We start from the raw sequence: 24,369 nt of genomic DNA, 5'->3' as shown, positions 1-24,369 counted from the left end.
AAAACCAGTTTACAAGGTGAGACAGGAGGGAGAACGCCACCCGGTAATGTCTGAAAAAACCGGGTAGCCATGATGTATTAGTGAAGATTCAGCACGCCGCCTGCATCCGTCGCTTTAAGAGAAAAGATGTATTCTTCTTCAGTCGCTGTGAGCTGCGCGCCTAAGACCGCCTTATCAGCTCTGAACTGTTGACGATACTTGTCGTCCATTGGATCTGGTTTCGCTTCCAGAGTCGCTGTGCTCGCTGCTGGCTGGTATTCAACACCGGCCATGCCAATAAAGCCGCCTGCGTCAGTGGCCTTGAGTGAAGCGATGTAATCCTCTTTTGAGACTGAGAGATTGCCGCCCATTGCTTTTAAATCGGCCTGGTACTGCTTCTCATATTTTAATTCTGATATCATTGGTTTTCTGCTTTCTAAATATTCATGAGTCTGCTGTTTTCGGTTTGCGATGTATTGCCGCCGTTGCGCTGGCGTTAATCCGTCTGACATTTCCGAAATAGCAAAAAAACCGAGGGTATTTATGTTATTCACAACATCTCCCCTTATGCGAAAATCATTTCTTGTTTAACCTGCTGGATTTCCTGAACCACTTCGTCAGAACTGGATTGAACAGATACAAGCGCTGCCTGCTGGCGTTCCAACACTTCACGGAACCTGCTAAGAGTCGCCTTTGACTCTGCAATTCGATCAGTATGCAAATCCACATTCTTAGATTCAGTATCACGCCGGATTTGGTCTTCGGTCCGCACAATATTGGTTTCTGTGATCTCGATTTCTTTTTTCACAGCAGCAACCGCCGCAATCATGGTTTTCTTCTCCTGCAACAACTCGAGCCGTTTTTTATTCAGGCTTTTATCAGGGCAAGTTTCAAGTAGGGTCTGAGGAAACTTGTTACTCGCCTGATCGATTGCAACTTCATTGCGTCGACGTTTCGCGATGGTGGTCTCTAATCGATCCTTCACCAGCTGCAAATCTGCATCCGATGGACGACAAACGGCCAGACTTCGATCGATACTCTCGATATCAGCTTGGATCTGTTTTCGTTCCTCCATCAGATCAGGCAATCTCCTGACTGCATCCTGCATTTCCTCACGTTTTGTTTTTGTCGCTGTCGCTGGCATTACTGCCTCCCGTGTCTAAAATGGTTGTCTCTCCCCAGAGTAAAAACACCTTACGCCCTGATCTCTTCCACCTGTAAAGGAACCTTACGAGCAGACACCCACAACTGCAGGTCTGCCCGGTCAATCAGATACTCGCCATCTGGAAGTACCACCGCTCGTAAACCTGCAGTCTTCACCCATCGTTTTACTTTTGATGGTGTCGTCTGCAGGCAATAAGCGACCGCGTTTTCATTGAGTAAGGTATTCATGATTTTTCAATTCTCATCATTTTTTTGTTTTTCGGTAGACAGCCTGTGCAATGGATGGCATTCGATTGCATTGAAAGTAGAAATATTTCTGTCAGTGAAATACTGAGGGGGGCATTTCATAAGAGGCACACGCCACTTGCCCGCGAAAGGTTCAGCACCGGCCATATGTGTGAGCATGGATTTCATTTTGTTACGGTTCGTCTTGAACAGCTGCGCCAGTGCTTTTAGCGTCAATGGCTCTGAGAGCAAGCCCTCTGGAACCTGCCTTGCTTCGTCGTCTGCTGGTCTCACGTGTTGACCTCCTTTTGTCTCCACTGTTTTTGTGGCGGTGTTCAATGCCCTGATTTTTTATTTCGCGAAAAACTGAATTTGCCCGATGTCGCTTTTTTCTGCTGGCCGGAACGGTATCAAGTTGATTCGCCTTTGTAGAAGTCTGTATAAAAGTAATCGCTGTCACCTTCGCTGTACGCGTCTTTAACAGCCCCGCCGATTGCTTCATCGAGTATCGACGCGTAATCGTCCTGGTGAGCCTCTGACAGCTTCTGAACTAGGCCTGACTGGAGAGACTTCAGAGACTCAATCAGGGCCTGCGTTCTGTGGTCCATATCGTCAAGCAGGCTTGAAGGGTTGTCGTTCTCAATGAAGTTGTAACCGTGTCGCCATCGGTCAACCTTTACGATGTTGTACCGGCCATTCGACCAACTGGGAAAATCATGCTTCGCCTTCCATTCCTGGACAGTTCGACGATGAACCCCGATTGCCGCTGCCAACTCGTCTACACTCCCGACGATACCGGGGGGCAATGCTGGTCTTTCCTTTTGTGGTCTTCCCATTTCGTTGATCTCCTGAACAAATGATACTTTACTGGTAAATAGTTGATATATGGTGGTGGTGTAGCCCCTGAAAATGATTCTAAGCAACCGATTTTTGCCAAGGCGAAACTACGCGCGTTAATACTGTTCAGAAGGACACATGGAATTCTGTACACACCTTGCCATTCCACCTGCCGTAAGTCCTTATTCTTCATTGACACTTTCAACCTGTCGCTCTGCATTCTCGATTGCTTCCGATAGGATCTTGCCTGCACCATTGCCGAACCGTTGTGTCAGCTGTCCTGCTGCCTCCCTGAAAAACTGGAGTGAACCCAAGTAGGTATCACGAACCTTAGCTGGATTGATCATCGTTGATTCCCGTTCCTGCAGGTCGATCTCTGCGAGGTCTGCTCTGAATCCCCTGTAGCGTTCCAGATTGTCACTCTCGCTACCACCGGCCAGCATTGGATCAGAAGACTTGTACCAACGGTTGACCTTCGCCCACTCCAGCATGTCAGCCAGTGGATAGCACCCACTAACACCCGGGCAGCCAGCGCTGATCCATAGCTGGATAGTCCGAGCAGACAGACCGAAAAACCGCGCGCATTCAGCTTGAGTTGCTACCTCAAACCGCTCATTCAAACCAGAAGAAGACGAACCCATTTTCACACCCTATCGACGAAAATTTGCGCCATGCAAGCCACACGCCGCGTTATAGTTTTGCCTGAAAAAGAACCTATCAAAAGTACACCAGACACCCACTCAACCGCTATCATTCACGCTCGATTGCTTCCGGTTCGATGGCAGACACCAGCCAGAGAAGACCGCTTCCCCCAGCTGGCTACCGCTCACAGTCGATCAGAATTCAAACTCACTCAATGATTCCTGAAAATTTTGAATCGAACATAAGGCAACAGATATACCGTCAACTTGGGGGCATCCGATCAATGCATATAACGATTCACACTTTGCGAGTGACTCAACCGCTTTCCTTAATTCTGAATCCACATATTCATGGAATTGTTTTTTTATCAATTCAGCTGCTGGATCAATGATGTATCCGTCCGCTGTTTCCTGCTCTACTGTCTCGTTTTCCGTTGTTGCTGAACTCATAACCTTGATTCCTTTTGAAAAGTGCTGTTGCATCCCCACACGAACGCCGCGCGGTTACTGTTCCACCTGATCAAAGCAGGCAGCCAGTTCGAATGCCCGTATCGATTGCCCTGGTTTAATCATGGTGAGATTCACCCAGCTGCCACACCCACCGTCTACCAATGCCTGCAGCACCCTTACAACGTCGTCTGTGGTATCGAACCCGAACGCCCGTTGAATGTCACTGACAGAAGCACTGCCGCCCTGTTGACCTATCCAGTCGATCAATCGGGCCTGTACGCTTTCAGCCTGATCAGAATCAACCTGTTTCACTGATAACGCCCGCAGCCCCACACAACCGACCATTCGTTGTAGTTTCCCTTCCATGCCATCAAGCGTGATAAGATCACCCACTGTTTCAACTTCGATCTGAAATACTGCCTTTACCATTTAACTGTCTCCCGTTGCCGAAAAGAGATTGAAAAGCGCCCGGCCATGACATAAGCAAGGCACCGTAAAACGTTTGTTTAGTCGTCCATAAAATCCATGAATTCACCCAGATCATCAGGCGCTGTATCTTCGTATTGTTCAGGTATCATCTGTGGTTCTGAGATAGGTCGCGAATCAGAATCCTGTGGTTTCGTAAAAACACAATCGCCAGAATCAAGCGGGTTTTCCGATTGTGTCAGAGTGTCAGAGTGTCGGAGCGAAATTCCCCGCGCTGGCCGTCCTCTTTTCTTCGTTGGAATGTTCACCCATTCGGCTACGCCTTTTTTAACCAACTCGCCTAATGCTCTTTCGGTATCGTCAGCAGTCTTAAAACTCATACGCCGCTGAGTATCCCGAACAGATACACTGCCGCCCTGATCTCTGATGAACCTGACTAGCCGTTGCTCTGCTTTGTTGTGTGATGATCCTGTATCCCCTTCAGAATCGAATAGACGGTACACGCGTAAAGACTCGGATTTAAACCAGTCCGTCAGCTCAATGGCCTTCTGCATCGTCTCTAGGCTTACTTTCTCGTCCACTCCACCCGAAGCAACACACTCGACACAATGAAAGATCAGGGCAAGCCTTGCCGGTATCTCTTCCAGTTTCGACCATTCTGCAGCCAGATCACCCGATAGGCTCACTGCCTCCTCGTTGTGGTACTGGTGGAACGCCCGGTAAGCCTGGTGTGCTTCGTTGGTCATATAAACGGGGATAGGTTCATATTCGCCTTCTTCCTTTTCCATAGGTTGAAACAGGTCAAGAGACTCCACCAGATTCATTAAGGCTTCTTTGACGTCTTCTGGTATTCCTTTACCGGGAAACTGCTTCATTGTTTTACGGGGGTATATCTTCAAGAATCGCGACATAAAACCGCTTTCGCGATAGCTGGTATTCATCATGCGTCTGTATATTTGAGGCTGGGTATTTCCGAGAATGCAGATTGCTGCATTGGGTACGAAGATATCAACCGGGTCGTGTTTTCTGGCAACCTGCATTGTGCCTAGGTTGTAGCCCTCTAATAGAACGGCTTCGTCAGATCCTTTTGCACCGCTGTATTTATTCAGATTCCCGATCATTTTAGACAACTCATCATTTACAATTGTTACGCACTTCGGGTTATTCTTCATCATCGGCGCTACCGCCTCGATAGTCACATCTCCTGCCACCTTATTGATGATTTTAGGATCGTCTGGCCTTATCGGTTCGTCTGGTGGGGGGCCGTCTGCCTTCGCCAGTTCCTTGATATACTCTTTCCGTCTGGCTTCGTAGATTTCCATGTTCAATTTATAGGTTTCAAGTGTTTCCCGGTTTTGGGCATGTGCTCTGGCCTGCAGTTTGTAAAGGGGTTTTGTTGCAAGGCTCTGCGTTGGTGTTTTCATGCTGCCACTGTCGGCAATCGTAACCAGCCAGAGAATAGCCGGTACTCGCCATTCGTCCGTTATTCTCAGAACTCGAGAGGCACCAATCAGGGAAGCAATCACCACCAATAGCGGGCCTGCAATAAAAGACAGATCGCATTTAAGGGATTCCCTACCCGCTTTCACATAGTCGCGCATTGGGGCAGGCAGACAGTCGACTGGAAACGGCTGATACTCTTCCTGGTCGTCATCCTCGCTGTGGTCGCTGGTGTCGTCCTGCTGTGGTTCATCCTGTGGCAGTCGAAAGACTGGGGCCTCTGCTGCCTGCTGAATGAACCTGTCAACAGTCTCCTGATAATCAATACCGGCCTGCTGGTTGTCGTTCATCTCATCTCTGATATCTCTACCGTTTGATTCTGTGATTTCACCATAAGGGAATATCACTTTGACTTCATCGGCATATGGGAGAACCTCACCGGCCAGAGAATAAGCACCGTCAACGCCTGACTTGTCAGTGTCACCGATCACAATAACGCGTTTACCAGTGAAGATATCAATCGGGCAATTCTTAGCAGACTTTGCCCCATGGGTATTTGTTACCGCGATAACGCCTTCAGGGAGATAGGGAGCGATAGAAAACATGTCAGCTGCCCCCTCACACTTGATAATGGTATGAGCTGCCTCAACAGCAGATCGACCACCCAGATACACCCAACCATCATTTGAACCCCGCAGTAAATGCGTCTTACGTTCGCCCGGTCCGTCCTTCATGGCTGGAAATGGTTGACCGTCAACACGGTACAGGATCCAGCCTGACGGATCGTCTGAGGTTCGATAGGCAGGAATAGCAACACATTCCTGCTGATACTTCACCAGAGCCTTTGCCGGCCAGCTAACAAGCCTCACACCTGCATCCTGCATTGCTTCCACTGACACTGGCGACTTATGGTCTGCCCACTCTGCAAACTTTGCCGGATCTGGATCTAAGAACCTGATCTGATCATTAAACGGGGTTGGCGGTTTCTTTGGTGCTGCCTGCTTCCGTTTCGCTGCTGGTGTCGCGTTCAGATACTCACCGATTTTATTAACGGCTTCACTGAAGGAACACCCGAGCATCCATTGAACCGCTGCAGGCAGATCACCATTCTTTTCATAGAAACACTGATTGCAGTACAGAACGCCGTTATCAGGATCGATTGCCCTGAATCGGTCTTTACCGCCGCAATGGGGACACTCGCCATGCTTACCGTCTAAGGCTTCTGGGGATAGTCCGAAGTGAGTCAGAATCTCCCTGCCTCTACCCCTGGATTTTACCTCAACTTCTGTTTTGTCGTAGTGTGGTGTTATCATTGTTTCCCCCCGATCCAATCAGGAGAGATAACAACTTGAAGACCGTTCATGGCCATCATGCCATAAATCGACCTTGAATTACTCCGCGCATATGATATTATCATCAATACCTTGCTTCCTTTCTGTTTGTTGCCGAACGGAAAAACAATAGCCCTGAAGTCTAGACCGCTTCAGGGCTATTTTTATTATCTGGGGTTTCTTCTGCTGTCTCGGTCTGAGCCTCGATGAAACTCATTACGTCCTCACGTGAATACCGAACCGATTTCATAAGACGGACACAATTAAGTTTTCCGGTTTTGCGTAGCGTGTAGACTGTTTTTTCGCAGCAGTTGAGTAACTGTGCCACCTGGCGTTCTGTGAGTAACAACGGCTGATCCTGCAGTGTGGTTGTCATGGCTTCTCCTTCAATATGTGGTTAAATACGGTATGAGATAACGCAATACAGAAACTTACTGCTTGCGATTTCAATCATTACCACACAAAGACAACAGCACCAACAATTTACATTTAAGTTTGAACCCTTCATTAAAAAGTGAAGGGGTAATGAAGGGTTTCGTGAAGGTGAATTTATTTACAGATTGCTTATTCGTCGTCTGTTTCAGTGCAATCTGAATCATTCTCCACGATTTCCGGCAGACTCTCCGAGAGGTTAATCCAAGTCTGTTTATCAACGTCGCTGAATGTCTGGGTTAAATGATCGAGAATGTCTTCCAGTCTCCACACATCAGGGTTGCCCTCACCATGTTTTATGGATGGATCGGGCCATCCTTTCTTCTTACTGTGAAACCAACTGTAGCCGGGGTTATCTGGGTCCAGTTGCCGCAACTCCCTGACTGTCTTTCTGATAGTGGTTGATGTAATGAACCGGCCATTATCAACCGTGTATTCTGTCTGATTTGTGTCTGGTTCTGCAGACTCGTACCCATCGTACCCGTAGACGTCATATAGCCATCTTTCAGCCCGGATTGACTCCATTTCCATCTGGGATAAAAGCCGCCTTAATAGCGGATCGTCAACCATGGCCGCAATTTTTGCGATTGCTTGAATTTGGGTTATGTTATGCCTGACCAGCTCCTCGCTGGTTTCTTCCTGTTTCCAGTAAGCAGACAGCAACTGAATATGCCCTAGAACCTCGTTTGCAATAAACTTGCCAACCTCAAAGACCGCAGCCAAGGCAGTAACGTGAGAAGCACCACGGAATTCAACAGGCTTCAAGTCGTGCGCGTTTGCTAGCTCGTAATGTCGCAGGGCCTTAAAGATATCTTCTCTGCTGAAGTCCTTTAGCGACTGTTCCAGACCGATCGGTTTAAGATGGTCTTTCTCAAATAGTTCCTTCAACCGATTAACGGCAATTGTTTCTGATACAAACATCTTTCCTGCCGGGTAAACCGGGCCATAAAAGATTTTGTCAGGGTCTGAGAATTCTGTGGTCAGAAATTTGAAGTGTCGCGTGATCTGGTTGATACGTCCGATACATTCACGCGCCCATAAATCAGCCCGGGTAATGTCGTCGAATGCCTGGTCTCGCTTCCCTAGTTTCTCTGCATCGTTCATCGGTCTGCTGTCCTTAAAAGCACCGGGCAGGCTGATCGATATCACGGGACAACAGAACGCAATATAAACCAGCCTGAACAGGGAGCTACCCTGAACCCGGTAAAGTGAAAATGAATATTCGTCGGAATATGCGTCGCCTCAATAATCAATTTACCATAACGTATTATAGGTAAAATGGTTAGGTGAAACAACAGTAGCCCAGCCGGGGGTATTTCAGAAACAAGCGATGCAACAAGCGATGCTACGTGTTTCAGATCAGCTCTTTGATCGGTGCGCCGTGAGGCAGGATGGGCATGGGGCGGCCGCTGAGGTCGAGGAACTCGTGGTTCTGGTCGATGCCCAGGAAGCGGTAGACGGTCGCCAGCAGGTCATTCGGATCAAGCTTGTTGTCTTTGGCGTATTCCCCTTTGGCAGTCGTTGAGCCGATCACCTGACCCATGGGAGCACCGCCGCCGGAGACCAGAACGGACATCGCACCTGGCCAGTGATCGCGGCCTGGCTGCATGACCTTGCTTTTCGTTCCTGGTTGGACTGTGATGCGGGGCGTCCGGCCGAATTCTCCTGAGACGACGAGCATGACTTTTTTGTCGAGACCGCGACTATAAATATCTTCTATTAAAGCTGCAACGGCCCGGTCAAAATGGGGCATCCGCACGCCCAGATCATAATACAGGTCACCGTTGATCGCGTGGATATCCCAGTTACCATGGATGCGGTTTTTCTGGGTGCCGGGTACATCCGGGTTATTCATAAACATGGTGACAACACTGCTGCCCGCTTCAACCAGTCGTCGCGCGAGTAACGCACGCTGGCCCCATTTATGCCGACCGTAACGGTCGCGGGTGGCGTCACTCTCCTGTGATAGATCGAAGGCTGCGCGGGCTTTGTCACTGGTCAGCATGCCCAGTGCCTGCTGATTGATATTGTCCATCGCCTGCATGGAACCATTCAGATCGACGTCTCGGCGGAAACTGTCAAATGCTTTCAGCAGTCCGAGTCGATCATCAAGACGATCTTTCAATGTATTTGAAACGGACAGATTCGGTACCTTGTAGCCCGGGGCACCCGGATTGCCTCCGACTACAAAGGGCATCGCTGATTCACCAAGATAAGCACTACCGCCGCCATAAGCGCGAGCGGAACTGGCGACGTAGTTGGGAACTCCCACTTTTCGATGCTCGCGCATTTTGGCAACAACGGGCCCGACTGTCGGAAATTCTGAAATGGGACTGACACTCTTTGTTTTGCGGCCACTGAGAAAGCGGACCGAACCACGCGCATGCTGCGAATCTTCATGTGAAATCGAACGGATAATCGAAAATTTGTCGGCGACCTTCGCATGATGAGGCAGCAACTCGCAAATCTCCATGCCTGGTGTGTTCGTTGCGATCGGATTGAGCTGACCGCGGTAGTCGCTGGGAGCGTTCGGTTTCATGTCATACGTTTCCATATGACTGGGACCGCCGAGCAGCCAGATGAAAATCACGGCAGTATCATCGTTGCTGTGCGAGGAGGTTCCTGCGGTATTTGCCAGAGCGCGCGTTCGCAGCAGGTCGGCGAGTCCCAGTCCCCCCAGCGCCATGTAACCCGCTTCCAGAAAACTGCGTCGTGACATCGGGCCGGGACAGTAGACGGAACGATCAGCACTCATTGAGTTACCTCTGGCAAGCGGAAACGGGCAGGAAAATCAAATGACTTCAGGGAGATCCTGGAGGAGCTTTTGGTTCAGGAATTTCACAGGATTGTTAAGTTTAGATTCTAGCCGGTTTACAGGATACACACAAGCAAAAATTGATGCGTCCACAGGTTTCCAGCAGATTTGCTGCGCTGGCCCTTCCCCGCAGGCGCGCAATTTGGGCCTGACAGGGAGTACGGGAACGTATTCAGAAAGTGATTTCCAGGTGTCGGCGGGTGTATTCAGTCGTGGTGGGATATCAGGAGGTTTTGGGATGGGCTCCGCCCGGACAGGAGCAGGAAAGCGCGGGAGCGCTTCCTCTGGCTGTCCGATCTGCGGAACCGATCAGGAAATCGTGCCACAAAAGGCGAGAGAAAACTGCGAGTTTTTCCGCGCTGTTTCCTGAGTAGAGTCTTCCTGAGTTACCGTTTGCTTGGCCTGCTCGGGACGGGAAATCTGAATCTCCCGAGGCGCTGCGATGCCGATACGAACGGCTCCTTTTTTGGTTTCCAGAATGGTGATCTGGATGTTGTCTCCAATTTGAATCGTTTCGTTGATTTTGCGGGATAAGACCAACATTTGTAGACTCCTTCTAATGAATGTGGAATTGTAGTGTGTGTGTGAAACAATCTTGTAGATCGCCTGCAGTGGGGCTCGAAACGGTTCGATTTTGCAATCGTGGGGTCGTTCCGCTTGTCACCGAAATTTTCTCAGGTTCGGTGGGTAGAATCAGGCAACCAAGGGCATTATTGAGCTAGTTGTTCAACTCAATTCAGCAGTAATTTGCTGTTGTGTCTCTCAATGTATGACTATGCGCTCGCACCTCCAGCGGCGAGCATGCGGCCGGCACCTGCCGGGCAAGTAGTTGATTGCTGGCGCTAAATTTAGCTCTTACTCATTTTTAATGCAATACCAGTTTTTACTTTTTTACAAAATTATTGGTTCTGGTACAGGTTTCACACAAGTCACTCTTCGTCGACAGTGCGAAAGTGATTTCCTGAAAGCATTTTAGAATAAATTGAATCTGTCTGTTCTTTTTTGCATTCTCGACCCGGGGGAAATACAATGCAGAGAACAACTGAGCCTGACTCAGCGCTTCTGGTTTCTGGAGCACAGAATTTAACTGCCTGCAATGACATGCATCTGCAGGCGGCTGTACAGCAGGAACCGGATCCAGGCTGATGTAATTCCTTTTGAAGGGAAATAAGAAATGATCGGATGCCAGAAAGGAACCGCCAGGTTCTGTTACAGACGGGTTATGTTTATCCTGTCTGGTTTGATGCTGCTTTTGTTGATGCCGCCGGTCATTTCAGCGGGTTCTGATTCCGAAGAGCCGATCGCTGCGCGCCGCCCTGAGGTCTCAGGCTTTGACACCGCACAGACGCTGTCAGCAGAAGCGCTCGCAGAGCAGGCGAAGTCATCTGTGGTTGCCGTCTCATTTGCAGGCCGCGATGGTCAGCAGGCAGGGCTGGGAACCGGCTTTGTGATCAGCGCTGATGGTCTGATCGCCACGAACCTGCATGTGATTGGCGAGGCCCGTCCTATTTCTGTGCAGTTTACAGACGGAAAGAAATACGACGTCAACGAAGTACACGCGACCGATCGCCAGATGGATCTGGCGGTCCTCAAGGTAGACGCCGAAGGTTTGACGCCATTACCTCTGGCAGAACCCGATTCTCTGAAACAGGGGGCGGAAGTCATTGCGCTGGGTAATCCTCAGGGGTTACGTTACAGCGTTGTGAAAGGAGTGAACTCCGGAACCCGTGAAATCGATGGCAAACCGATGATTCAACTGGCGATTCCGATTGAACCGGGAAACAGTGGTGGGCCGGTTCTGGATGCACAGGGATACGTCCAGGGGATTGTGACATTGAAATCTGCAGTCACGCGGAATCTGGGTTACGCTGTGAATATCAGTGCGCTCAAAGTGCTGCTGGAAAAACCGAACCCCGTGCCGATGAACCGCTGGCTGACAATCGGTACACTCGACGAGCGACTCTGGAAACCACTGTTCGGATCGCGCTGGCGACAGCGTGCCGGTCGAATCATGGTGGAAGGTTTCGGAAGCGGTTTAGGCAGTCGTTCTTTGTGTGTCTCGCAGGAAGCCCTGCCCGAGCTTCCTTATGAAATTGCAGTCGAGGTCAAACTGGATGATGAGTCGGGTGCTGCGGGACTGATTTTTTATTCCGATGAAAACACGAAGCATTATGGCTTTTATCCCAGCAACCAGAGTTTGAGAATCAGCCGCTTTGACGGTTCCGATGTGTTTTTATGGCGGGTTCTGGAAGAGAAGAAATCCAACTCGTATCGCGAAGGAGAATGGAATCAGCTCAAGGTGCGTCTCGAAGCGGAGCGGGTGTTATGTTTTGTGAACGATGAGCAGGTATTCGAAATTAAAGACCAGCGCTATACACAAGGAAAAGCAGGTCTGGCCAAGTTCCGTAATACGGTGGCCGCGTTTCGAGGATTTCAGGTGGCCCGCGAGATCGCCCCCTATCGCCCTTCCAAAGAAACCGCACAGAAAATTCTCGATCTGACCGAAGATCTGCGCGTAGATCGTCCGCCTCATGCTGCTCTGATTGCAGAAGTCGTCAAAGAAACGGATGAGAAACAGGCACAACAGGCGTTGCAGGAGCGGGCGCGTTTACTCAAGAAGCAGGCGGAGCGTCTACAGCAGATGGCTCAGTCGATCCATGAGCGAGCCGTTCGGGATGATCTACAGCAACTGTTAAAAAAGCAGAAAGAATCGGAAATCGATTTACTGACTGCTGCCCTGCTGATCGCGCGACTGGATAATGCAGAAGTGGAAGTCAAAACCTATCTCAACCAGATCGCCGCTATGGTAAATGAAATCCAGTCAACGCTGCCGGCAGATGCGAATCCCAAAGCAAAGCTGAAAGCCCTCAATGATTATCTGTTCCGTGAAACCGGTTTTCATGGAAGCCGAACAAATTATTACAGCCGTTCCAACAGTTATATCAACGAAACAATCGAAGATCGTGAGGGGCTGCCGATTACCCTGGCGATCTTGTACATGGAACTCGGACGCAAGCTGGGACTCGATATTGAAGGTGTGGGCCTCCCCGGGCATTTCGTGGTTCGCGTGAACTCCACCGCCGAAAAAGGAGAGCTGGTTGATGTCTTTGAACGTGGCGAAGTGGTGAGTGAGGAAGCTGCCAGAGCCATTATTGTTTCTGCCAACAGTGGGCAGTTTGACGAAGAGTTTCTGAAGGCTCAGCCCAAAAAAGAAATCATCAAACGCATGCTGCGGAATCTGTTAAATCTGGCGCGGGATGATGAAGACATCCAGTCCATGTTGCGGTATGTCGAAACGATGATTGCCATCGATGAAGATCTGTTGCAGGAACGCTGGTTGCGGGCGGTTTTGCGATATCAGACAGGACGGATTACCGAAGCGATGGCCGATGCGGATTTCCTGCTGGAAAAATCTCCCGAAGGATTTGACCTGCGCCGCATCCATGAGTTTCGCAATTATCTGGAGACCGTGAAGCCAACGGAATAATCTGAATGGTCAGGCTGTTTGAGAGAAGATCGGAGATGTGAATTGAGCTGGATGAAACTGGGATTATGCCTGTTAGCGTTGATGGTCGAGGTTCCTCTGCTCTTTGCCACGCATCCACTGGCTGCACCAAAGCGAACGAGCCTCACCAATCCGCAAATCAAATATCAGCTGACAGATCAGCATACGGTAATGCTCAAACGGGGAAACGTGACGGCGATCATTGTCGATAATGCTGCCGTTAATACAAAAGCGTTACCCGGCCATCGCGCCGGATATAATGGAGTGGCTTCACTAAAGTACGCAGGGCAGGATGAGAATCTGTTCGTTCCTGCCCTGGCGGGCTTGAATTTTGAGCACATACATGATGGCACCCCTGAACTGAAGGAAAAGTTTGAGCCACGCAAATTTCCGATGGAACTGCGGATTATTTCTGCAGACACCGTGGAGTTGTATCAGCCTCCGACCGCGAACTGGAAGCTGGAAAGCTGCGGTCGCTATCAGATACTGGAAGATGGGGCTCTGGAGTATACGTTCGAGTGTATCCCGCACGCAGATCTGTTCAAGAATGGATACATTGGACTGTTCTGGGCCAGTTATATACAGGCTCCGGAAGATCGTCGCATCCACTTTTATGGGAAACCGGCGAAGCAATTGAATCAGCCCGAAACGCTGCTGCACGCGCGAACTCCCGCGCATGGTGTAGACAGCACGCATCCTCCTGACCACGCGACCTTCTTTCCTGAACTGGCTGCAGATTTCCCTTTGACCCTGGTGAATCATCCGTCTGCTTACCGGTATTCCCAGCCGTGGTACTATGGCATTCGTGATAATTATTCCTATACTCAACTCTTCAGAGACCGTGATCAGATCTGGTTGGCGCAGTCGCCCACCGGAGGCGGAGGCAAAAATCCTGCCTGGGACTTTCAGTGGTTTATTCCTGACTATCAGCCAGGCGAAGCTTATGGGTTTGTGATGCGGGTGCATTATGCTCCGTGGTCTGATCATGCAACGTTACAAAAATCGGTTCAAAAACATTTATCTGCTTTAGCACAAGATTAATGATCTCTGGCGTTTCAGGGGATCGTCTGGTTTCAGGATGGAGCCAGTCTTGTACTTATCAGGCATGGATTGAAAATAGAATGAGAAAAATCGGCTCCCTTCCTTCCGGGCAGCAGGCAAAACAGTTCGAAGACTATCTGCTTACCACAGGCGTGGAAATCAAGGTGGAACAGTCAGTCGACCAATGGTCGATCTGGGTCTTCGATGAAGATCAGATCGAACACGCCAAACAGGAATTGCAGGAATTTTCTGCGAATCCTGATGCCGAAAAATTCCAGGGCGCCGCGCGAAAGGCGGATGCCATTCGTGAATCGAAAATCAAAAAAGCCGCAGATACTGCCCGTAAACAGGTCAATGTCCGCGATACCTGGAATCAGCCTTTCACCAGCCGCTGTCCGGTCACATCGATGCTGATCGGCGTGTCTGTGGTCGTGTTCCTACTGATGCAGTCGAATGAATTTAACAGCGAGATCAGGCAGGAATTGAGCATCAGCTCATTTCAGGTTTCAGGTAATATGATCCGCTACAGCCCTTACCTGCTGGATATTCGCGAAGGGGAAGTCTGGCGTCTCGTGACTCCGATTTTCCTGCATTTTTCGATCTTACATATTCTGTTTAACTGCATGATGTGTTACCAACTGGGGGGTGCGATAGAATTCAACCGGGGCAGTGTCAAGCTGGCCTTACTCGTGTTGTTGACGGCAATTCCGTCTAATGTGGCTCAGTTTTACTGGTCGGGCCCTTCCTTTGGAGGTCTATCAGGCGTGGTCTATGGCATGTTTGGCTATATGTGGATGAAGAGCCAGTTTGACCCGCAGTCTTCATTTTTTATCCCTCCCAACATGGTGGTGATTCTCATTGGCTGGTTTTTTCTCTGTATGACAGGTGTGATGGGGCCCGTGGCTAACATGGCTCACGCGGGGGGCCTCGGGATGGGCATGCTGCTTGGTGTGGGGACAACCTTTTTAAAGCAGGCACGTAAATCGACGTGAACTCGGTGAATTCTCGGAGTCAGTGATTGTTGCCCTTTCGGGAATCGCCTATAATTCGAACAATGAATTGAAGATGCTGTTGAGTTAAGGACTGACTAAATTGCTGACCCTCTCTAGTGGAGCGAAATATCGGATGATGAATCGACAAAAATGGAGTTTAACCGCAGGGGTACTTTTCGTAATGAGCTTTGCTTCCCAATCATTTCTGGCAGCCGCTGATGCCCCTGCCCCACCGGAAAAAATTCGGACCGTAGAAGGCATTACCGAATATTCCCTGGCCAACGGCATGAAAGTACTGCTGTTTCCGGATGCCTCCAGCCCCAAAGTGACCGTGAATCTGACATTACTCGTTGGTTCCCGGCATGAAGGCTACGGCGAAACCGGGATGGCGCACCTGCTGGAGCATATGTTGTTCAAGGGAACGCCCACCCATCAGAATATTCCCAAAGACTTGCAGGCCCGCGGTGCCCAGTTCAACGGAACCACCTGGTACGACCGCACGAATTACTACGAAACGCTGCCGGCGACTGAGGACAACCTGGAATTCGCGCTGAAGATGGAAGCCGATCGCATGATGAACAGTTATGTGAAAGCCGAAGATCTGGCCTCGGAGATGACAGTGGTCCGCAACGAATTCGAACGGGGCGAAAACAGCCCCTCACGCATGCTGATGCAGAAAGTGATGTCCTCCGCCTTTGAATGGCATAATTACGGGAAATCGACCATTGGTAACCGGGCTGATATCGAGCGAGTGCCCATAGACCGTCTGAAAAGCTTCTACAAAAAATATTATCAGCCCGATAACGCCGTGTTGATTGTCGCAGGAAAATTCGAGCAGGAAGAAGCACTGAAGCTGATCAATCAGTATTTTGGTACTATTCCCCGCCCGGAACGAAAACTGGATAAAACCTATACCGAAGAGCCTCCACAGGAAGGGGAACGCATCGTAACGCTGCGGCGGATTGGTGAAGTCCCCGCTGTGGGAGTGGTTTATCACATCCCGGCAGCTGCTCACAAAGACATGGCTGCCATTGACGTATTGGAATCGACGCTGACTGATGATCCTTCAGGCGTCTTGTATCAGGCCCTCGTGAAGACAAAAAAGGCCTCCAGCGTTTCCGGATCGCTGTTTGCATTACACGATCCCGGCGTACTGCGACTGATGGTGGAAGTTGTCAAAGGCAATGATCCACAGGTCATTCTGGGAATCATGTTTGATACGCTGCAGACCGTCAGAGAAAAAGGAATCCCCGCCGAAGATGTGACACGCGCTAAAGAAAAACTTCTGAAACAGTATGAGCAGGCCGAGAATAACAGTTCGCGGCTGGCTGTGGAGCTTTCAGAGTGGGTTTCGATGGGCGACTGGCGTCTGCGATTCCTGTATCGCGATGCTCTGGAAAAAGTGACTCCCGAAGATGTCAAACGCGTCGCGGACGAATACCTGAAAGAGAACAATCGGACCGTGGGAATATTTGTTCCCGTTGAAGAAAGCCAGAAGGTTACGATTCCGCAGATCGACGATGTTGCCAAAATGATTGGCGACTACCAGGGACGCGAAACGGTTGCGATGGGAGAAGATTTTGATGTTTCGCCCGAGAATATCAATAAACGCACGACTGTCAAAACGCTGGCCAGTGGCGTGAAAGTGGCATTGCTCTCCAAAAAGACCCGCGGCGAAGAAGTCAATCTGAAGATGACGCTCCGCTACGGAGACCTGGAAAGCCTGCAGGAGAAAAAGACAGCCTGTGAGTTTCTGCCTGCTGTCATGAAGCGGGGCACTAAAAATCGGACACGTCAGCAGATAGAAGACGAACTCAATAAACTGCGTGCCCAGCTGAGCATTTCCGGTTCACCCGGAGAATTAAATATCGGGATCAAAACCCGCAGCGAGAGTCTTCCGAAAGTATTAAGCATTCTCAAGGAAATTCTCCGCGAGCCAACCTTGCCGGAAACCGAACTGGATGTGCTGAAATCACAGCAGATTGCGACTCTGGAAAAACAGAAAACCGATCCCCAGTCACGGGCCATTCTTTCGGTGCGAAGTCAACTGCGTCCCTACCCGGAAGCGGATCCCCGCTATGTGCCGACGATCGAACAGGAAATTGAACGGATCAAAGCGCTGTCACAGAGTGATCTGCAGTCGCTGTATGAAAATTTCATCGGTGGCTCTGCAGGGGAAATTGCTGTTGTAGGTGACTTCTCTGAAGACGAAGTGTATACCCAGCTGGGATCCATACTGGATGACTGGAAGTCCCCCGCTGCTTACAAGCATATTCCTTCAGAACCACATAAGATTCCCGGCAAACTGACGGAAATTATCATCCCCGACAAGGCAAATGCGTTCTATTTTGGCGGCCTGACATTTCCCATGAACAGCAATTCCCCCGAGTACCCCGATCTGATTGTGGCGGGCTCGGTACTGGGGTCCAGCGGACTTTCATCACGCCTGGGTGACCGCGTCCGTCAGAAAGAAGGCCTGGCATATGGCGTTGGAGCTTTCATTCACGCGGATGCCGTTGATTCCCGCGGTTCCATTTCCCTGTATGCCAGCTGTAATCCGGACAACATGGAAAAGGTGGAAACCGCGATTAAGGAAGAACTGGCCTTACTGATCTCGAAAGGGATCACATCGGAAGAACTGACGAATGCTCAGAAAGGTTATCTGGAACAGCAGGAAGTTTCCCGTACCAGCGATGCCTCTCTGGCTTCCATCCTGTCAACGAATCTGTTTGCCGATCGGGATATGACTTACTATTCCGAACTGGAAACCAAAGTCAACGCGGTGACTGCGGAGGCTGCTCAGCAGGCGTTCGCAAAATTTATCGATCCCGCGAATCTGATCATTACTGTTTCAGGAAGTCTCAAACAGTAAAATCTTCCAGCAAAGCATTCCCCCCGGACAATTGCTGTCCGGGGGGAATGCGTCTGGTTTTCTTCCCCTGATATGTGTTCTGCACACATCCATCTCTGCGCTGACTTTGCGTTCGTTTACAGGACTCGTGCATCTTCAGTTTGCGGATCGACAAACTCATCCGCTCATCAATCAACGTTGCTTGATTCTCGACTGAATACTGGTTACCTTGGTCCTTTTACGTTCTGAACAAAGTATTCTAAAGTAACTTAAATAAACCCTGATATAGCAAGAGTTTGCAATGACAGATGAAGCAGCAAATTCACGGATTGAACAAGACCGCCAACTGATCCTGGACGCGAAGGCAAAAGGAACTGGTGCCAAGGTGCTGGCTTACACCAGGCTTTCCGGTCCCGGCTGGTTACAGAGTGCGATTACTCTGGGGGGCGGATCTTTAGCGGGGGGGCTCTATCTCGGGATTCTTTCCGGTTACCACCTGATGTGGTTGCAACCCGTAGCGATGATCATGGGGGTCATCATGTTAAGCGCCATTGGTTATGTGGCGTTGTCAACAAAAGAACGTCCCTTTGCTGCGATCAATACTCACATCAACCCGGTGCTCGGCTGGGGGTGGGCGATTGCGACTCTGATGGCGAACCTGGTCTGGATTATGCCCCAGTATGCGTTAGGGACAGCAGCCCTGCAGCAGAATCTGGCGCCCGAATTTTTTGGTGACGGCAAGAATGGACTTATCTCAGCGGTCGCAGTCCTGTTTGTAATCTCGGCAATTATCATTTGGTTTTACGATTCAGGCGGATGGGGCATCAAACTGTTTGAGGCGATCCTGAAAATTCTGGTGGGAATCGTCGTCCTCTGTTTCTTCGGCGTGGTTCTCAAAATGAGTTTCTCCACGAATGATCTGGACTGGGGGAAAATTCTAGCCGGCTATATTCCGAACTTCAGTCTGTTTACCAATCCTTCACCTGAGTTTTCCGATGTGCTGGCACAGGCGGGCGGATTCGCCAAGTATTGGAAGAACCTGATCGTGGATAAACAGCAGCAGGTGATGATTACCGCTGCCGCGACCGCCGTCGGGATCAATATGACCTTTCTGCTCCCCTACTCCATGCGAGCCAAAGGCTGGGATAAGGATTTTCGCGGCCTGGCGATGTTCGACCTGGCGACCGGGCTGTTCATTCCCTTCCTGCTGGCAACCAGTTGCGTAGTGATTGCAGCCGCTTCACAGTTCCATGCCCAACCGGCCGCCGGCCTGGTGGGGGAAACCAATGCTAAAGGCCAGGTTGTGGATGCGGATGGAAAGGTGATTGTAGTCCCCGGCAATTTGCAAGATCAATTCGACAAGCTGCTTGACAACCGTATTAAAGCAGAGATGCTTAATAACCGTATTAAAGCAGAAGTCTCTCCTGAAGAATGGAGCAAATTGCAGCACGAATGGGACGAATTGCAGCGGAAAGACAATGCGGAGGCTTTGCAGGAAAAACGAAATGAATTGCCTCTGCCTGAGCGAACCCTGGCAGCGATGCTGGTCAACCGGGATGCATTCCAGTTAGCGACAGCACTCAAGCCACTGGCGGGGGCTACGGTTTCACAGCTTGTATTCGGTCTGGGCGTGGTCGCGATGGCTGTCTCTACGATCATCATTCTGATGTTAATCAACGGCTTTGTATTCTGCGAAATGCTGGGCGTTGAACCGCGGGGAACATTCCATCGCATTGGCTGTTTTATGCCAGCGCTTACTGGAATTGCGGGACCCTTTATCTGGGGCGATTCAGATGCGAAAGCCTGGTTGGCCGTGCCAACGTCGATGTTCGGGATGGTGCTGCTGCCGATCGCTTATGCCACGTTCTTTTTTATGATGAACTCACCAAAAATTCTGGGAGATCGGATTCCCAAGGGGGGCAAACGTGTGGCTTGGAACCTGGCCATGGGGATTTCCACCCTGCTGGCGACTTTCGGCTGTGTCTGGAGTATTAAATCCAGTGCCTTCGCTACTTATGGCTTTATTGCTCTGGGAGTCTTTATTGGTCTTGCCATTATCGTGCATTTCCTACGCGGGAATTCCAGTTCGGCACCACCAGCGGCAGGTGAATAAATTCAGAGGCAGCCAGTCCGGGCAACTGTATAGGAATTCCAGAACGTATCACATTTAACTATAGCGTCTTTCATCGGTTGGAGACGCTACAGTAAAACTGGAGACAGTCTATTGCAGTTGTACCCGGTTCTCTGTGTCATGATCGTTCTTCTTGCTGAAGAATATCTTTGAAGGGCGGATTCGCAGTCGTTGGGCCCAGAAACGCGCGAGTACAGCCAGTGTGCCCATGCCGTATTTCACGCAGCGTTTGAAGCTGATGCTGGAGGCTTCGGGAAAGTAGCGGACGGGAACAGGGATATCACCGACCCGGAATTGAAAGTAGACCGCCTGTGCGAGTAGTTGGCTGTCAAAGACGAAGTCGTTGGAGTTGTGTTCATAGGGAATGGTTTCCAGAACTTCTCTGCGATAAGCACGAAATCCACTGTGAAAATCTCCCAGGTTCTGTCCCAGTGCAATATTTTCGGTGATCGTCAGCAGACGATTGGCCAGATATTTCCAGGCAGGCATCCCTCCTGCCAGTGCTTCCTGTCTGGTTCGGATTCGGGAACCCAGGACCACATCGCAGATACCCAGCCTCAGCAGCTGAATGGCGATTCCGACGACGCGGCTATCGTACTGGTAGTCGGGGTGCAGCATCACCACATATTCTGCACCGTGATCCAGGGCATACTGATAACAGGTCTTCTGATTTCCACCATAGCCCCGATTTTCTTTATGTTTCACGACAGTCAGTCCATGCTGTAAAGCCAGCGCGACTGTTCCATCAGTGCTGCCATCATCGACCAGAATGATTTCGTCAACCACTTCTGCGGGAAGATCGGCTAATGTCTTTTCCAGGGTGCTCGCGGCGTTGTAAGCCGGCATCACCACGATAGTTTTTCCTTGTGGAAAACAACTGCGTTCAATTTCAGCCAGCATTGGTTCCATGCTCTGGAACTGCGACATGATCTCGACGCTATCCGGTGCCATAACGGGAACGGAAGTATTGATTTCCGAATCTGCAATTGCCTGTGGTGCCTGCACGTGTCTCTCCGCGTGTCTCGATGTGAAAATACATGTTCCTTCAGTAAAGCGTTATCTGCGACAAGCCTAGCTTAATTTTCAGCGCTGTGAGAGTTCATTCTCTGGCCGGGGATCCTGTGATTTTATCTGGCGCAGACAGCAGGCTGCTTGAGCCGGTTGTATTGGATATAGCGGCTGGGGTAACGTTTGACGTTGCAGAGAAACAACAATTAATGCAAAGCGTGTGCAGACATCTGTGTACAACCTATGTTTAAAGCAGGTTGCGAATGAGTCTGCAAAGCTTTGGAAACGTTCAAATGTCAAATCAAATACAACCAGATCAGCGGGAACTCCCCTGGCAATTATGTCGGGCGGTTCAAAAGCAATGGCGCGCCTGCGTTCTGCTGGCGCTCCTGGTGTTGATCAGTTTTGGAATGGCGGTCCAGTTTGATTTTGTCAACTGGGACGATCCCTGGTATGTCATCCAGAATCCTTTGATCAAAAGCTGGCATCCCGAGAATCTGCAGAAAGTTGCAACACAGGTGGTGACCAGAAATTACGCACCGTTAACGGTATTCTCATTTCTGCTGGATCACAGTGTGTATGGTCTCTGGGCCGGCGGATATCATCTGACGAATATTTTGTTGCATCTGGTGAATGTGGTTCTTGTCTTTCTGTTAATTACAAGGCTGACTCAGAACCGGATGCTGGGCTGGGCGACGGCTGCGGTGTTTGCCATACATCCCGTTCAGGTGGAAACGGTGGTTTGGATCTCTTCGCGAAAAGGTCTGCTTTCAGGCGCTTTTATCCTGGCATCGCTCTGGTACTGGCTCAGAAAAGATCGAACCCTGGAACAGAATACCTGTGGATTCTTATGTTTTATCTGTGCCTTACTTTCCAAGGCATTAGCTGTGGTCGTACCGGCGATCGTGTTCTGTTACGACTACTGGGTTGCGAAAGTACCATTCCGGGAAGCCGTCAAAAAGCAGGTCTTTCCCGGTTGCTGTGCCCTGTTGCTGCTGGTGATTACGATGCTGGCCCAGACCAGTGAACTGGGAGGTGTCCGCGATCATTTCGGCATGAGCAAACTGGAACTGATTTCGGTTGATAGCGTGATCATGTCGAAGTACGTGCAGATGCTGCTCTGGCCTGGCACGCGATCTGTACTGTACGATCCGCCAACCAGTGGCATCATCTGGAACGTTACGATTTCTGTTGTCTGCTGGCTGGTGGCAGCGATACTGTTCGTCCGCATGGGGAAACGGGAGCCCCTGATCTTATTTGCGGGGGCCACATTCATTCTGTTATTGATACCGGTTTTGAATTTGTTTCCCATTACGACATTGATGAATGACCGCTATCTCTACCTCCCTTCGGTCCCCTTCTTCGCCTTGATCTTTGCCGGTACGATGCAGTTACTGGAGCGATTAAGAGATCGCATTCTGGTATCAGTATTACCGAAAAAATCACGATCTGGCTATTTCCTGCCTGCTGTGTTCGGAGTGCTGGTACTGGCTATGTTGACGCGTTTCAGCTGGCAGACAGAGCATTATCTGACAATCTGGCGCGATGGCCTGACACTCTGGCAGTACACGTCGACTCAAGTGCCGGAAATTCCGGTAGTACAGATTCAACTGGCGAACAGCTATCACAGCCAGGGTGATTCGGAGCGGGCAGTCAGCATCCTCAGGCATGCGCTGAAGCAAACGGAGCCGGATGCGCTGGACCGGGAACGTATGCAGCAGAAAATTCTGGAATGGTCCCGTGTTAAATAATGCGTTCGACTGGCTGCGCAATCTCTTCAGAACCCTCCTCCTCAGGTGATTCCCTGGCGGCGTTATAGAGAAACTCATCGCGTTGCTTCGTGGAATATGACCTTTGCGAATGCCCGAAAAAGAATTCACACAGGCGGGCGTCGTTATTTTACAGAAAATAACAGGCTGTTGATTTTTTGCATCATTGAGGGAATTCGCTGGCTGCGTAGAGTTTTCCAGGTCTTGAATGTTTCTTTTGTTGAACCCGATGTTTTTCTTGAAAAATCTTTTGCAACTCTGCTTGACTGTCTTAACCCGTGACCTACTTTTAAGTGTGATCAGTTTGCTCAGTAAATAAAAGCTGATGCAGCGAGCACAACAGGTTTGACATCATATCGGAGTTATCTTCCGTTGTTATGTGAATTAAATATCTCCAATACCGTTTCTGTATTTCAGCTATTGGATACAGAAAATCTGCTCTTCTGAAGAGGGGGCATATTGGGTGCTTCATTTGAGGATGTAACTCAAAGAAGCAAATGTTTCGGGTGAGCTGTGGGAATAAGCGAACATAGGGAGTCGCGGCTTTCATAGCTTGGTTGTTTAGTGTCGATACATGTGGTCCATGCGTCGACAACAATTGGAAAGAAAGAGAGCAACAATGAAGAATCTGACAAAGAGCATCAAAAACTTCCTGGTTTCAGAAGATGGTCCTACAGCTGTTGAATACGCTGTGATGCTGGCTCTGATCGTTATCGTCTGTCTGACTGCTATTCAGGCCGTCGGAACAAACGCCAACGCGAAGTTTGAAGCCGTACGTGATGCATTGACCTAACAGAGGCCAGATGTATTACTGCAAAGTTAAAAAAAAATCGCTCAGTCGAATCTTCGGCTGAGCGTTTTCTTGCGTATGCGATTCCCTGAAAGCCAGTTGATCGCAGTATCTGATGATGTTCCGTTAATTGAGTCTCAAACTGGTTCGATTTTTTGAGGAGAGAAGAATGTTTCCTTACTGCTTTGATGCCCCGGCGGGCGCGGTTTTGGAGTTATTCATGATGATGGCTACCGTTATTGTCTGGTTTACTTCCCTGCTGAGCTGTAGCCGCTGCTAGACTGTTTCCAGTTTTACTGTAGCGTCTCCAAGGCCATGTGGAGCGAGTATAATCGATTGAGAGACGCTATGGTTAAATGTGATGCGCTCTAGATCAAGTACCGGATAAAAAAAAACATAAATCACAGTATCGGTTCACGCTCCCCCCGGGGGGAGAGGTTACATTGAGCCAGAGCGGAGAAGGCATACGTCTACAGCCCATGACAGCGAGGTCACAGAGTGTTGTGAAATAAGGCTTGAGTGACAGAAGTAACAATCTCCCG

21 protein-coding genes are annotated in these 24,369 nt (G+C 49.9%); 7 read left to right on the top strand and 14 right to left on the bottom strand.

Annotated features, from left to right (window positions below; translation table 11 throughout):
• Nucleotides 1–77 precede the first annotated feature (77 nt).
• From Pan161_RS03770 to csrA, 13 genes are all read right to left on the bottom strand, one after another.
• Nucleotides 78–533, bottom strand: a complete 456-nt coding sequence (locus Pan161_RS03770) for a hypothetical protein (RefSeq protein ID WP_145224256.1) — start codon at nucleotides 531–533, stop codon at nucleotides 78–80.
• Nucleotides 534–544: 11 nt separating this feature from the next.
• On the bottom strand, nucleotides 545–1,087 hold the full coding sequence (locus Pan161_RS03765; protein WP_145224255.1) for a hypothetical protein: 543 nt from the start codon (nucleotides 1,085–1,087) through the stop codon (nucleotides 545–547).
• An 86-nt stretch (nucleotides 1,088–1,173) separates the two neighbouring features.
• Nucleotides 1,174–1,371, bottom strand: coding sequence for a MerR family transcriptional regulator (locus Pan161_RS03760; protein ID WP_145224254.1), 198 nt, complete (start codon nucleotides 1,369–1,371; stop codon nucleotides 1,174–1,176).
• A gap of 6 nt (nucleotides 1,372–1,377) precedes the next feature.
• Entirely contained in the window at nucleotides 1,378–1,662 is a 285-nt protein-coding gene (locus Pan161_RS03755) for a hypothetical protein (protein ID WP_145224253.1), read from the bottom strand.
• 116 nt (nucleotides 1,663–1,778) lie between these two features.
• On the bottom strand, nucleotides 1,779–2,204 hold the full coding sequence (locus tag Pan161_RS03750) for a helix-turn-helix domain-containing protein (RefSeq protein ID WP_145224252.1): 426 nt from the start codon (nucleotides 2,202–2,204) through the stop codon (nucleotides 1,779–1,781).
• Between the two features lie 183 nt (nucleotides 2,205–2,387).
• Nucleotides 2,388–2,846 (bottom strand): terminase small subunit, encoded by a 459-nt coding sequence (locus Pan161_RS03745; RefSeq protein ID WP_145224251.1) that lies wholly within the window; start codon nucleotides 2,844–2,846, stop codon nucleotides 2,388–2,390.
• Nucleotides 2,847–3,041: 195 nt separating this feature from the next.
• Nucleotides 3,042–3,296: a hypothetical protein gene (locus Pan161_RS03740; protein WP_145224250.1), complete on the bottom strand. Its 255-nt coding sequence runs from the start codon at nucleotides 3,294–3,296 to the stop codon at nucleotides 3,042–3,044.
• A 54-nt stretch (nucleotides 3,297–3,350) separates the two neighbouring features.
• Entirely contained in the window at nucleotides 3,351–3,725 is a 375-nt protein-coding gene (locus Pan161_RS03735) for a hypothetical protein (RefSeq protein ID WP_145224249.1), read from the bottom strand.
• 77 nt (nucleotides 3,726–3,802) lie between these two features.
• The gene (locus Pan161_RS03730; RefSeq protein ID WP_145224248.1) at nucleotides 3,803–6,475 is read right to left on the bottom strand and encodes a DUF3987 domain-containing protein; all 2,673 of its coding nucleotides are present in this window, start codon (nucleotides 6,473–6,475) and stop codon (nucleotides 3,803–3,805) included.
• A 160-nt stretch (nucleotides 6,476–6,635) separates the two neighbouring features.
• Nucleotides 6,636–6,869 carry a helix-turn-helix domain-containing protein gene (locus Pan161_RS03725; RefSeq protein WP_145224247.1) on the bottom strand — a complete coding sequence of 78 codons (234 nt, stop codon included), beginning with the start codon at nucleotides 6,867–6,869 and terminating at the stop codon, nucleotides 6,636–6,638.
• Between the two features lie 188 nt (nucleotides 6,870–7,057).
• Nucleotides 7,058–7,846 (bottom strand): hypothetical protein, encoded by a 789-nt coding sequence (locus Pan161_RS03720; RefSeq protein ID WP_145224246.1) that lies wholly within the window; start codon nucleotides 7,844–7,846, stop codon nucleotides 7,058–7,060.
• A gap of 433 nt (nucleotides 7,847–8,279) precedes the next feature.
• Nucleotides 8,280–9,680 (bottom strand): DUF1501 domain-containing protein, encoded by a 1,401-nt coding sequence (locus Pan161_RS03715; protein ID WP_145224245.1) that lies wholly within the window; start codon nucleotides 9,678–9,680, stop codon nucleotides 8,280–8,282.
• A 369-nt stretch (nucleotides 9,681–10,049) separates the two neighbouring features.
• Nucleotides 10,050–10,283, bottom strand: coding sequence for a carbon storage regulator CsrA (csrA, locus tag Pan161_RS03710; protein WP_145224244.1), 234 nt, complete (start codon nucleotides 10,281–10,283; stop codon nucleotides 10,050–10,052).
• 631 nt (nucleotides 10,284–10,914) lie between these two features.
• Between csrA and Pan161_RS03705 the strand changes: the two genes are divergently transcribed.
• The 5 genes from Pan161_RS03705 (at nucleotide 10,915) to Pan161_RS03685 (ending at nucleotide 20,242) form a co-directional block, all read left to right on the top strand.
• Nucleotides 10,915–13,227 carry a transglutaminase family protein gene (locus Pan161_RS03705; RefSeq protein WP_145224243.1) on the top strand — a complete coding sequence of 771 codons (2,313 nt, stop codon included), beginning with the start codon at nucleotides 10,915–10,917 and terminating at the stop codon, nucleotides 13,225–13,227.
• A 51-nt stretch (nucleotides 13,228–13,278) separates the two neighbouring features.
• The gene (locus tag Pan161_RS03700) at nucleotides 13,279–14,286 is read left to right on the top strand and encodes a hypothetical protein (protein ID WP_145224242.1); all 1,008 of its coding nucleotides are present in this window, start codon (nucleotides 13,279–13,281) and stop codon (nucleotides 14,284–14,286) included.
• A gap of 80 nt (nucleotides 14,287–14,366) precedes the next feature.
• The gene (locus Pan161_RS03695) at nucleotides 14,367–15,278 is read left to right on the top strand and encodes a rhomboid family intramembrane serine protease (protein ID WP_197995680.1); all 912 of its coding nucleotides are present in this window, start codon (nucleotides 14,367–14,369) and stop codon (nucleotides 15,276–15,278) included.
• A gap of 181 nt (nucleotides 15,279–15,459) precedes the next feature.
• Nucleotides 15,460–18,150 (top strand): M16 family metallopeptidase, encoded by a 2,691-nt coding sequence (locus Pan161_RS03690; RefSeq protein WP_145224240.1) that lies wholly within the window; start codon nucleotides 15,460–15,462, stop codon nucleotides 18,148–18,150.
• Nucleotides 18,151–18,430: 280 nt separating this feature from the next.
• Nucleotides 18,431–20,242 carry a divalent metal cation transporter gene (locus Pan161_RS03685; RefSeq protein WP_145224239.1) on the top strand — a complete coding sequence of 604 codons (1,812 nt, stop codon included), beginning with the start codon at nucleotides 18,431–18,433 and terminating at the stop codon, nucleotides 20,240–20,242.
• Nucleotides 20,243–20,350: 108 nt separating this feature from the next.
• On the opposite strand, the gene Pan161_RS03680 is transcribed toward Pan161_RS03685, so the two are convergent.
• On the bottom strand, nucleotides 20,351–21,169 hold the full coding sequence (locus Pan161_RS03680; protein ID WP_390620742.1) for a glycosyltransferase family 2 protein: 819 nt from the start codon (nucleotides 21,167–21,169) through the stop codon (nucleotides 20,351–20,353).
• A gap of 392 nt (nucleotides 21,170–21,561) precedes the next feature.
• Between Pan161_RS03680 and Pan161_RS03675 the strand changes: the two genes are divergently transcribed.
• On the top strand, nucleotides 21,562–23,019 hold the full coding sequence (locus tag Pan161_RS03675; RefSeq protein ID WP_145224238.1) for a hypothetical protein: 1,458 nt from the start codon (nucleotides 21,562–21,564) through the stop codon (nucleotides 23,017–23,019).
• 637 nt (nucleotides 23,020–23,656) lie between these two features.
• Nucleotides 23,657–23,830 (top strand): Flp family type IVb pilin, encoded by a 174-nt coding sequence (locus Pan161_RS03670; protein WP_002649391.1) that lies wholly within the window; start codon nucleotides 23,657–23,659, stop codon nucleotides 23,828–23,830.
• The last annotated feature ends 539 nt before the right edge of the window (nucleotides 23,831–24,369 follow it).

It is taken from the genome of Gimesia algae, assembly GCF_007746795.1.
GTDB lineage: Bacteria > Planctomycetota > Planctomycetia > Planctomycetales > Planctomycetaceae > Gimesia > Gimesia algae.
This window is presented reverse-complemented; position numbering and strand designations above follow the sequence as displayed.